The 11,086-nt window shown below is 75.4% G+C and carries 9 protein-coding genes; all 9 read left to right on the forward strand.

Features of this window, described 5'->3' with window-relative positions:
- Positions 1-212: 212 nt before the first annotated feature.
- Positions 213-1,334, forward strand: coding sequence for a DUF3344 domain-containing protein (locus tag ACFWJX_RS15310; RefSeq protein ID WP_383242216.1), 1,122 nt, complete (start codon positions 213-215; stop codon positions 1,332-1,334).
- Positions 1,335-1,386: 52 nt separating this feature from the next.
- Positions 1,387-2,577, forward strand: coding sequence for a glycosyltransferase (locus ACFWJX_RS15315; RefSeq protein ID WP_383242219.1), 1,191 nt, complete (start codon positions 1,387-1,389; stop codon positions 2,575-2,577).
- Positions 2,574-3,998, forward strand: a complete 1,425-nt coding sequence (locus ACFWJX_RS15320) for an exopolysaccharide biosynthesis polyprenyl glycosylphosphotransferase (RefSeq protein ID WP_383242222.1) — start codon at positions 2,574-2,576, stop codon at positions 3,996-3,998. Before ACFWJX_RS15315 ends, ACFWJX_RS15320 begins: the two co-directional genes overlap by 4 nt.
- 9 nt (positions 3,999-4,007) lie before the next feature.
- Positions 4,008-5,384, forward strand: coding sequence for an O-antigen ligase family protein (locus ACFWJX_RS15325; RefSeq protein ID WP_383242225.1), 1,377 nt, complete (start codon positions 4,008-4,010; stop codon positions 5,382-5,384).
- Positions 5,381-7,129 carry a murein biosynthesis integral membrane protein MurJ gene (gene murJ / locus ACFWJX_RS15330; RefSeq protein WP_383242228.1) on the forward strand — a complete coding sequence of 583 codons (1,749 nt, stop codon included), beginning with the start codon at positions 5,381-5,383 and terminating at the stop codon, positions 7,127-7,129. The genes ACFWJX_RS15325 and murJ overlap by 4 nt, the downstream gene beginning before the upstream one ends.
- A complete protein-coding gene (locus ACFWJX_RS15335) occupies positions 7,113-7,853 on the forward strand; it encodes a polysaccharide deacetylase family protein (RefSeq protein ID WP_383242231.1) in 741 nt (246 codons plus the stop codon). Before murJ ends, ACFWJX_RS15335 begins: the two co-directional genes overlap by 17 nt.
- Positions 7,850-9,019 (forward strand): glycosyltransferase, encoded by a 1,170-nt coding sequence (locus ACFWJX_RS15340; RefSeq protein ID WP_383242235.1) that lies wholly within the window; start codon positions 7,850-7,852, stop codon positions 9,017-9,019. The genes ACFWJX_RS15335 and ACFWJX_RS15340 overlap by 4 nt, the downstream gene beginning before the upstream one ends.
- A complete protein-coding gene (locus ACFWJX_RS15345) occupies positions 9,016-9,675 on the forward strand; it encodes a lipopolysaccharide biosynthesis protein (protein ID WP_383242238.1) in 660 nt (219 codons plus the stop codon). Before ACFWJX_RS15340 ends, ACFWJX_RS15345 begins: the two co-directional genes overlap by 4 nt.
- Before the next feature lie 201 nt (positions 9,676-9,876).
- Positions 9,877-11,086 (forward strand): GNAT family N-acetyltransferase (locus ACFWJX_RS15350; protein WP_383242967.1); only part of this gene is annotated, 1,210 nt, incomplete at its 3' end.

The following is an 11,086-nucleotide window of genomic DNA, read 5'->3' on the forward strand; positions in this document are numbered from 1 at the left end:
CACGGGCGGGGATGCCCGGTGTTGTGTCAACGCGTGACGCCGCCGCCGGTTGTGCCGCCAACGGGGTGAAGTCACGACGGATCACGCTTCACCATTCCGACACACATGACCGACTTCTCAGGATTAATCCGGACAGTGATTAGAGTTGCGGACCGTCCCCCGCACGCCTATTGCCAGCAGATCGCACCTTTTCTGAAAGGGCCACGCCGGTCATGCGCAACTCCCTGGGTCCGCTGCTGCGCCGAGCGACGGTGGGCGTCCTCGCCCTCGCCGCCCTCTGGGCCCCGGGGGGCGCGCTGGCCGCCCCGGCGCCGCCCGCCGCGGAGGCCGGGCGCCTCGCGTTCACCCAGCGGTACGGCGCGACCCAGCACGGCGGCCTCGTCCGCGCGGCCAACTCGGCCGTCAGCTGCCGTACGGCACCGGCAGCCGCACCCTCGCCGGTCACCCGGCCCAGCCCCACTTGCCGGGCCGTTCGCGAGGGGCGGACCGCGGCCAACGGCGAGTTCGACATGTTCCACGTCGATGTGGACCACGACCCGAACACCTACAACTCCTCCCGCGCCGAGGTCCGTCTCCCCGAGGGCTCCCGGGTGACGTACGCGCGGCTGTACTGGGGCGGCAAACCGCGCGTCGGTGAGCGGAAGTCGCCGAAGGACGACGGGCGGGTGCTGATCGCGCAGCCGGGCGGCGCGTACCGGGCGGTGCTCGCGGACACGGTCACGGGCCGCCGGGTGGCGCCGGGCACCGACGTCTTCCAGGCCTCCGCGGACGTCACGGAGCTGGTGCGGGAGAGCGGGGCGGGCCTGTACACGGTGGCGCAGGTCGGCGTGGCGACGGGCGGGTCCGCGGCCGGTGCGTGGGGCGGCTGGACGCTGGTCGTGGCGTACGAGAACCCGGAGGAGCCGTTGCGGCACCTCGCGGTGTGGGACGGCTTCGACGCGCTCGGCTCGGGCGCGGGGCAGGAGATCCGGCTGCGCGGGGTGCCGATCCCGCGCGGCGCGGGCGGCAGGGCGGGGCTGGTCGCCTACGCCGGGGACCGCGGCCGTTCGGGTGATTCGATCACGCTCTCGACCGGCTCGCGGGGTGTCGCGGCGCTCTCCGACCCGGTCAATCCATCTGACGATGTGTTGAATTCCACGATCAGCGAGCCGGGGGCGGCTCCGGCGGCGCGTGTCCCGGCGTACGCCAACACGCTCGGTTACGACTCCGATGTGTTCGATCTGCGAGCGGGTTTGCGGTGCGACGGTGACCAGCTGGCCTTCCGGCTCGTTTCCCAGCGGGACGCGGCGTGGGCCGGCGTGCTCTTCGTCGCCGTCGACACACGGAAGCAGTAGGCGCGTTCCCGCCCTGTCCCCGAGCGCCACCCGTGAGCGAGGAAACCGCGCGATGCACCAGCCAGAACCCGACGTCGGACCGCGGGTCCTGCACCTCACCCAACCCGTGGACGGCGGGGTCGCCCGCGTCGTGACGGACCTGGCGCGCGCCCAGCTCGCCGCCGGGCTGCACGTCACGGTGGCCTGCCCCGACAGCGCCCTCGCCGAGCACCTGCGGGCCCTGGGCGCGGACGTACGGCCGTGGGAGGCGTCGCGGGTGCCGGGGCCCTCGCTGCCCGGCGAGGTGCGGCGCCTCGGACGCGTGCTCGACGCCGTGCGGCCCGACCTGGTGCACGCGCACAGCGCGAAGGCCGGGCTGGCCGGGCGGCTCGCCGTACGGGGGCGGATCCCTACCGTCTTCCAGCCGCACGCCTGGTCGTTCGAGGCGGTCGGCGGGGCCACCGCGGCTCTCGCCCTCAGGTGGGAGCGGTTCGGGGCGCGTTGGGCCGGCCGGCTGGTGTGCGTGAGCGAGGCCGAGCGGGCGACCGGAGAGCGGGCCGGGATCGCCGGGCGGTGGACGGTCGTCCCCAACGGCATCGATCCGCGGCGCTTCCACCCGGCTCCCGTCGGCACCGTGCGCGCCGCCCTGCTGCCGGACATCGGCCCGGCCGCCCCGCTCGTGGTGTGCGTGGGGCGACTGTGCCGGCAGAAGGGGCAGGACGTGCTGCTGGCGGCGTGGGACGCCGTCGCGGCCAGGGTGCCGGGAGCCCGGCTCGCGCTGGTCGGCGACGGCCCCGACCACGACACGCTGCGCTCCCGCGCCCCGGAGTCCGTGCTGTTCACCGGGTCCGTCGCCGACGCCGTCCCCTGGTACCAGGCCGCCGACCTGGTGGTCCTGCCCTCGCGCTGGGAGGGCATGGCGCTGGCCCCGCTGGAGTCGCTGGCCTGCGGCCGGCCCGTGGTGGTGACCGATGTGGACGGCGCCCGCGAGAGCCTGCCGGCCGCGCTCGCGTCCCGCTGTCTGGTCGCCCCCGAGGACGCCGCCGCGCTGGCCCGAACGGTCACCGAGCTGCTGCTCGACCCGCCGCTGCGGGAGTCCCTCGGCCATCAGGGGCGCCGTTACGTCCTGTCCACCCACGATGTGCGGCGCACGGCCGAGCAGATCGCGGGCGTGTACCGCGACCTGCTCGGCCGGCAGCCGTCCGCAGCCGGTCACACGGCGCGGGTCGTGCCCACCGAGTGCAGGGAGTCCATCCACTCGTGACTGCGGAAAGCACCGTGCCCTCCCCCGGCACGCAGCCCGGGTTCGCCCACGTCTCGGTCCTGCCGCGGCGTGAGAGCGGAGCGGGATTCCGGTTCCCGGCCCGGCGGCCCGCCACCCGGCCCGTCTCGCCGCTGCCCCTGCTGCTCACCGACGGTCTCGCCGCGCTGGCGGGCGCCCTGGCACTGCCCGGGGCGCAGCGCCGCCCGCTGCTGGTCGCCGCGCTGGTGGCGGTCACGATGCTGCTGCGCCCGAACCACTCCCGGCCGGTGGCCGGGATCCTGGACGAGCTGCCCTCCGTCTGCGGCCGGATCGCGGTGGCCTGGCTCACGCTGGGGGCGCTCGTGGCGGCGTACGCCCCGGCGCACGCGCTGTCCGCGCGCACCCTCGTCCTCGGGTTCACCGCGCAGGCCCTGGCCGCCTGCACCGGGCGGGCCGTCGTCCATCTGCGGCGCCGACGGGCGCTGCTGCGCCGCCCGCGCGCCGCGCTCGTCATCGGCCCGGCGGCCACCGCCCAGCGGGTGGCCGCGGCCGTGCTGCGCCACCCCCGCTACGGAGTACGGCCGGTCGGCATCGTCGCCGAACACCCCGGCCACCCCGACGGCGCCGAAGGGCTGCCGGTGCTGACCTCCGGTCAGGAGGTGCAGCGCGCCCTCATCCAGAACGGCGTCCGCGATGTCCTGTGCGTCCACCCCTCGGTGCGCACCGCGCAGGGTCCGCTGCTGCGGGCGCTCGCCGAGTCGGGCTGCACGGTGTGGGAGGTCGACGCCGACACCCCGTCGTACGCGACCCGTGAGCAGCTCGCCGGGTTCCCCTGCCGGCGGCTGGACATGGGCACCGGGCGCGGCGGCGGCCTCGGCAAGCGGCTGCTGGACGTCGCGGTGTCCGGAACCCTGCTGTTGCTGGTCAGCCCGCTGCTGCTGGTGTTCGCGACGGTGCTGCGGCTGACCAGCGGGCCGGGCGTGGTGTTCCGGCAGGAGCGCATCGGCAAGGACGGGCGCCCCTTCACCCTGCTGAAGTTCCGCACCCACCGTCCGGTGGACGAGCACGAGTCCGCGACCCGGTGGAGCGTGGCGGGCGAGGTGCGGATGAGCCCGTTCTGCCGCTTTCTGCGCGAGACCTCGCTGGACGAGCTGCTCCAGCTGTGGAACGTGCTGCGGGGCGACATGAGCCTGGTCGGACCACGCCCCGAACGCCCCTACTTCGTGGGCCAGTTCAGCCAGACCTACCCCGGCTACGCGGCCAGGCACCGGATGCGGACCGGGATCACCGGCCTCGCCCAGATCCACGGGCTGCGCGGTGACACCTCCATCGAGGACCGGGCCCGTTTCGACAACGCCTACATCGACAACTGGTCGCTGTGGCAGGACATCTGCATCCTGCTGCGCACCGCGGCCGCCCTCGTGCGACCGACCGGGAGCTGAAACCGTCCGATGAGCCCCGCCCTGCCCGTGCCCCGTCTCCGGACGCTGTCGCCGGTGCTGCCCGTCGTCGCCGTGGTGGCCCTGCTCGCGCTGCCGGTCTCCCCCGGCGGCGAGGGCGGCGCGGGACCGGCCGACGCGCTCTCCGCGCTCGTCGTGCTGTTCTGCGCGGTCCGGCTGCTGCGGCAGCGGCGGCGCCCCCTGTCCCGTACGGCGGCCGTGGTGCTGGGGCTGCCGGTGGCCGGGCTCGCGCTCGCCGCGCTGGGGGCGTCCTCGCCGGGCGCGGGCATCGGCGGCCTCGGCCGCTACCTCCAGGTGTTCGTCCTGGTCCCGGCGGCGGTGCTGCTGCTGATCCGCGACCGGTCCGACTTCCGGCTGCTGGCCTGGTCGTTCGTGGGGCTCGCGGGCTGGCAGGGCGCGGTCGGGGTGCACCAGTACGTCACCGGGACCGGCGCCTCCTACCAGGGCGAGGAGATCCGGGCGGTCGGCACCTTCGGCGCGCAGGACGTGATGGGCATGGCGACGGTGGTGTCCTTCGGTCTGGTCTGCGCGACCGGCCTGGCCCTGGGCCGGTCCTCGGTACGGCAGCGGGCCGTCGCCACCGCCTGCGCGCTGGGCCTGCTGCTGCCGCTCGCGTTGTCCTTCAGCCGGGGCGCGTGGATCGCGACGGCGGTGACCTGCTCGGCGCAGCTGGCGCTGGCCGGGCCACGGCGGGCGCTCAGGACCGGTGCGGTGGTGGTCGCCGCGGGCGTGGTCCTGGTCGGCGGCTTCGGCATCGGTACGGCGATGCTCCAGGAGCGCATCAGCAGCATCACGCAGGTCGCGGACGCCCCCGACCAGTCGGTCACCGACCGGTACACGATGTGGGCGGCGGCGGCCGGCATGTGGCGTGAACAGCCGCTGACCGGCGTCGGGTTGAAGGGCTTCCCCGAGCACCGGGACGCACACGCCTCGCTGGCCCTGTCGGCCGGCAGCGACACCGAGGGTGCCGGCGCCGGCTACCGCAAGCAGCCGCTGCTGTCCCCGCACAACATGTACCTGCTGATCCTGGGCGAGCAGGGCCTGATCGGGCTGCTCGCGCTGGCCGGCAGCTGGCTGGCGCTGCTGGTGTGCGCCCTGCGCGGGCTGCTGCGCGCACACCGGCACCGGGCGCCCGGTCTCGACTGCGCCCTCGTCGCCTGTGGCCTCCTCGTGTGGCAGCTCACCGACTTCCTGTACGCCGACATCGGCGGGCCCTCGACGGTGCTGACCGCCGTGGTGCTGGGGCTCGCCGCCTGGTGGGCGCTGGTCGGGGGCGAGGAGGCTGCCGGAGGCGAAGGGCACGCGGGACGGGCCGGGCGCGCGAAGGCTTTCGGGAGCGGTGGGCGCGAGGAGGCGCTCGGGCGATGACGGTGACGCCTTCCCGGACCCCGCGGGCGGACGGCGACGCGGACGGTGACGTGGACGTCACGGTCGTTCCGCCGGCGCGGCCGACCGCACGGCACGGGAAGCGGGCCGGGAAGGCGCCCGGGGGTCCGCCCGAACCGCCCCCGGCCTCGGGAGGGTTCCTCGCCCGTGCCGCCCTGATCACCGCCGCCCTGTCGGTGGCCGGGTCGCTGCTCGGGCTGGTCCGGGACCAGGCGCTGGCCCGGCTGTTCGGGGCGGGCCGCGACACGGACGCCTTCCTTGTCGCGTGGACGGTGCCCGAGTTCGCGGCGACCCTGCTCATCGAGGACGGGCTGGCGTTCGCGCTGATCCCGGCGTTCAGCATGGCCCTGGCCCGGCGCGCCCAGGGGGCGGGCGGCGATCCGGTCCGCGCCCTGGTCGCCGGGACGCTGCCGCGGCTGTCGCTGGCGTTCGTCGCGGTCGGCGTCCTCGTCGCGGCCCTCGCCCCCCAGGTGGTCGGGGTCCTCGCGCCCGGTCTGCCCGACCCCGCGCTGGCCGTCGACTGCACCCGGCTCACCGCGACCTGCGTGGTGAGCTTCGGGCTCGCCGGGTACTGCAGCGCGGCCCTGCGCGCGCACCGGCGGTTCGTGGCGCCGGCGGCGATCTACGTGGCGTACAACACCGGCATCGTCACCGGGATGTTCGTGCTCGGCGAGCGCTGGGGGGTCCGGTCGGCGGCGGTCGGGGTCGCGGTGGGCGGGTGCCTGATGGTCGTCGTACAACTGCCGTCTCTGTGGAGGCAGTTGCGCAAGCGCGGGGCGGAGGCGGCCGGGGTGGCCGAGGAGCCGCGGCCGCTCGGCGGGGCGGTGGTGGCGACCGTGCTGCTCTTCGCGCTGTGCCGGCAGTCGCAGGTCCTGGTCGAGCGGTTCCTCGCCTCGCAGTTGCCGTCGGGGGCGATCTCGCATCTGAACTACGCGCAGAAGGTCGCGCAGATGCCGATGATCCTGTCGCTGATGGTGTGCACGGTCACCTTCCCGGTGGTCGCGCGGGCGCTGGCCGAGGGCGACACCGAACGGGCCCGCGACCGGGTGCAGCGGGACCTGGCGCTGGCCGCGTGCGTGGTGCTGCTCGGCACGGCGGCGGTCGTGGCCTGCGCGCCGCAGATGATCGAACTGTTCTTCCAGCGGGGCGCGTTCACCGCGCGGGACACCGCGGCGACGGCGGGCGTGATGCGGGTGTACGCGCTCGGGCTGCTCGGCCAGACCCTGGTCGGGGTGCTGGCCCGCTCCTACTTCTCGACGGGCCGCGCCTCGTGGTACCCGGCCGGCGCGATGGCCGTCGGGATCGTCGTGACCTCCTGGCTGGGCGCGCTGTGCGTGGAGCCCTGGGGTGTGTACGGGATCGCCGCCGCCAACGCGGCCGGCATCACCGTCACCGCCCTGGTGCTGCTCGCGGGAACGGCGGGCGGCCCGGCCGGCACCACTCCGCGGCGGGGCGCGCACCGCGTTCCGCGCAGTGTGCCGCTCCATGTCCCGGGTGTGCTGCGCGAGTTGAGCCGTCCGGTGGGGGCGGCCCTGGTTGCGACGCCGGCCGGTGCCTTCGTCGGGGGCCGGTTCGGCGACCCCGCGGTGGGGCTGGCCGCCGGGACGCTCACGGTGACCGCCGTCTTCGTCCTGCTGGGCTGGGCGCTGGGCGCCCAGGGCATCGCCTCCGCACTCCGTTCCGTACGTTCCGCGACCCGAAGGCTGCCGCATGTCCCTTCCCGTTGACGCTCCGACCGGCCCCGTCCCCTGGGTGGCGATGTACCACTCCGTGGGCGACTGCTCCGACGATCCGTACCGCATCACGGTCACGCCCGAGCGGCTGGACCGGCAGTTGGCCTGGCTGGCCGGGCAGGGCCTGCGGGGAGTCTCGCTGGCCGAACTCCTCGCCGCCCGCGCGCGGGGCGAGGGCCGCGACCTGGCCGGCCTCACCTTCGACGACGGCTACGCCGACTTCCTCACCGCCGCCCTGCCCGTGCTGCGCCGGCACGGCTGCACCGCGACCCTCTTCGTGCTGCCCGGCCGGCTCGGCGGCGACAACGCCTGGGACCCGCTCGGCCCGCGCAGACCGCTGCTCTCCGCCGACGGCATCCGCGAGGCCGCCGCCGAGGGCGTCGAGATCGGCTCGCACGGACTGACCCACCTCGACCTGACCAAGGCGGACGACCTCACCCTGAAGGCCGAGACCGCCGGCAGCCGCGCCGCCCTCGCCGACCTGCTCGGCACCGAGGTCGCGGCCTTCTGCTACCCGTACGGGACGATCGACCGGCGGGCCGTGGACGCCGTACGGGACGCCGGATACGCGTACGCCTGCGCGATCGACCCCGGGCCGCTGACCGGCCCGCACGCCCTGCCGCGCATCCACATCGGGCAGAACGACACCGCCGCCCGGCTGTTCCTCAAACACCGGCTGCACCGGCTGCGCCGCCGTCCCGTGGCAGGCCTGCGATGAGGGCGCTGCACATCATCACGGGCCTCGGCGTCGGCGGCGCCGAGCAGCAACTGCGGCTGCTGCTGCGGCACCTGCCCGCCGACTGCGACGTCGTCACGCTGACCAACCCGGGGTCGGTGGCCGACGGGCTGACCGCGGACGGGGTGCGCGTCGTCCACCTCGGCATGGCAGGCAACCGCGACCTGGGCGCCCTGCCCCGCCTGGTCCGCATCATCCGCTCCGGACGCTACGACCTGGTCCACACCCACCTCTACCGCGCCTGCCTCTACGGCCGCCTCGCCGCGCGCCTCGCCGGGGTGCGCGCGGTCGTCGCCACCGAACACTCCCTGGGCGACTCGCAGATGGAGGGCCGCCCGCTCACCCCGGGCGTCCGCGCCCTGTACCTGGCCGGGGAGCGGCTGGGGCGCGCCACGGTCGCCGTCTCCCCCACGGTCGCCGAACGCCTGCGGCGCTGGGGTGTCCCGGCCGGCCGGATCGAGGTCGTCCCCAACGGCATCGACCTCGCCCGCTTCGCCTTCGACCCGGTCCGGCGTCACCGCACCCGCCGCCGCCTCGGCCTGCCCGACCACGCCCGGGTCATCGGCGGTATCGGCCGTCTCCACGCGGGCAAACGCTTCGACGTCCTGATCACCGCCCTCGCCGGACTCCCCGCCGACCACTATCTGCTGCTGGTCGGCGGCGGCCCCGAGGAGAGCGCGCTGCGCCGCACCGCGCGCGAGGCCGGGGTCGCCGACCGCGTCCTGTTCACCGGCGAACGCCCCTGCGTCCCGGACGGCAGCTCCGGCCCCGACCTGCCCTCCCTCACCTCCGCGATGGACGTGTTCGCCTCCTCCTGCCCCGAGGAGGCGTTCGGCCTGGCCGCCGTCGAGGCCCTGGCCTCGGGACTGCCGGTGCTGTACGCGTCCTGCCCAGCGATCGAGGACCTCCCCGCGCACACCGCGCCCGCCGCCCGCCGTGTCACCGGTGGCCCCGAGGCGTTCGTGCGGGCGCTCGCCGGGACCCGCGCCGACGCCCCCGGCGCACGCACCGCGGCCGAGGCCGCCCGTCACTACGACATCACCCGTAGCGCCGCCCGGCTCATGGACGTGTACACGGCCATCGTGGCCCGACAGCCCCTGCCGTCCCCGTCGTCCGCCCCGTCACCCCAGGGAGTCCCTTCCTCATGACCGACAACAACTCCGCCCGGCCGCACCGCCGCTCCAGCGCCCTGCACCGCGCCAGGACGCTGCCCCCGTGGTCCCTCCTCGCCGCCGGCGCCCTCGCCGGAGGCCTCCTCGGCGGCGCGTACGGCGCCCTGAAGCCGCCCGTCTACACGGCCACGGCGTACGTCGTCGCCGTACCCACCGAGAAGTCCGACCCGGCGTCCGCGCTGGGGTTCGCGCAGGCCTACGGCCGGGTCGCCACCCAGCTCGCGGTGCTCGGGGACGCGCAGGTGTGGGCGGGCGTACCGGTGAAGACGCTCCAGGGGGCGGTGCGCACGGCGACCTCGCCCGACGCGCCGATGGTCTCGGTCACCGCGACCTCCTCGCGGGCCGACCTGGCCGCCGACATGGCCAACGCGGTGTCCCGCGCGCTGACCCGGCACGCCGCCGAGGCCAAGGCCACCACCAACGTCGAACTCGAGCCGTTCGCCCGCGCGGTCAGGCCCGTCGAGCCCTCCTCGGCTTCCCCCGCGGTGACCGGGCTGGTGGGCGCGAGCGCGGGCGGCCTGCTCGGCGGCCTGTTCCTGCTGGTACGGCCGAAGGGGAACCGGCAGGAGCCCGGAAGACCGGCCGCCGTGCCGAGCCCGGCACTCGCCGCCGACGCCCACGGAACGCTTTGAATCCTCCACCAGCCGAGCAGGGGGATTCCTGGCTCACGCTGCCCGCGGGCCGGCGACCTGAAGGTCTTCCACGATCCACACCAGCCGGGTTGGAACCAGCCCGGGTTCGCACAGCAAAGCTTGGAGGTGTATGTGCTGTCCTGGCTCTCGATCAGCACGGCGTACGCGCTTGGTCCTCGCAACGCACGGCGGTCAGCTTGCCTGACCACCGAAGTCGTCACCGACGAGCAGGACTTCGCCGCCCTCGCCCCCGCCTGGGCCCGCCTGTACCGGCGGTGCGCGACGGCCACCCCGTTCCAGAGCCACGCCTGGCTGCACTCGTGGTGGCTGTCGTACGGCGGACGCGGCCGGCTGCGGCTGGTGGTGGTGCGCTCCGGCGACGACCTCCTCGCCGTAGCCCCGCTGATGGCCGTACGCCGTCCGCTGCCCGCGCTGGTGCCGCTCGGCGGGGCGATCTCCGACTACGGGGACGTGCTGGTCGACGACGAGTGGACGGAGACGGCCGTGGCCGCGCTCACCGAAGCGCTCGCGGCGGCCGCCCGCACCGCGCTGATCGACTTCCGCGAGGTCCGGCCGGGCGGCGCGGTGGAGCAGGTGTACGAGCGGTGGAACGGTCCGCGGCGCCGGGTGGGCGACTCGGTGTGCCTGGAGCTGCCCGCCGTACCGATGGACGAGCTGGTGGCGCGGCTGCCGTCGGCGAAGGCGCAGCGGGTGCGCGCCAAGCTGCGCAAGCTGACCGCGCTCGGTGTGCGGCGCGAGGTCGTCCACCCGGACGAGGTGGACTCGGCGTTGCGGCGGCTGCTGGAGCTGCACCGGTTGCAGTGGCAGGGCCGGAAGGTGACGAACGAACACCTGCGCTCCCGCTTCTGCGAGCACCTGGTCCGCTCGGTCGGGCCGATGGTGCGCTCCGGGGACGCGGTGGTCACCGAGTTCCGCCTCGACGACGACGTGGTGGCCGTCGACCTCACCCTTCTCTCGCGCCGCCTGGCCGGCGGATACCTCTACGGCGCTCATCCGCGGCTGCGCGAACACAAGGCGGACGTGGCGGTGATGCTGCTCGACGCCTGCTCGGAGCACACCCGGCACCAGGCGCGCGGCACGCTGAGCCTGCTGCGCGGCAATGAGCCGTACAAGCACCACTGGCGGCCCGAACCGGTCGTCAACCAGCGGCTGCTGCTGGCCCGTCGGCGCACCGCCCCGCTTTTGTCGGCGGCGGTGTGGGACGTGGCCGCGCGACGGCGGGGCAAGGAACTGCTGCGCCGCTGGGACGAGCGACGGGAACTGCGGGAACAGCAGGAACGTGCCGGTGGCGGGGGGGGGCGGCCATGGGCGGGGCCGCCCCCCCCCGCCCACCGGTGGGCGCCCCCCCGGTGGGGGCCCACCCCCCCACCCCCCAACCACCCCAGGCCCC

The organism is Streptomyces sp. NPDC058335 (genome assembly GCF_042723915.1).
Taxonomy (GTDB): Bacteria; Actinomycetota; Actinomycetes; order Streptomycetales; family Streptomycetaceae; genus Streptomyces.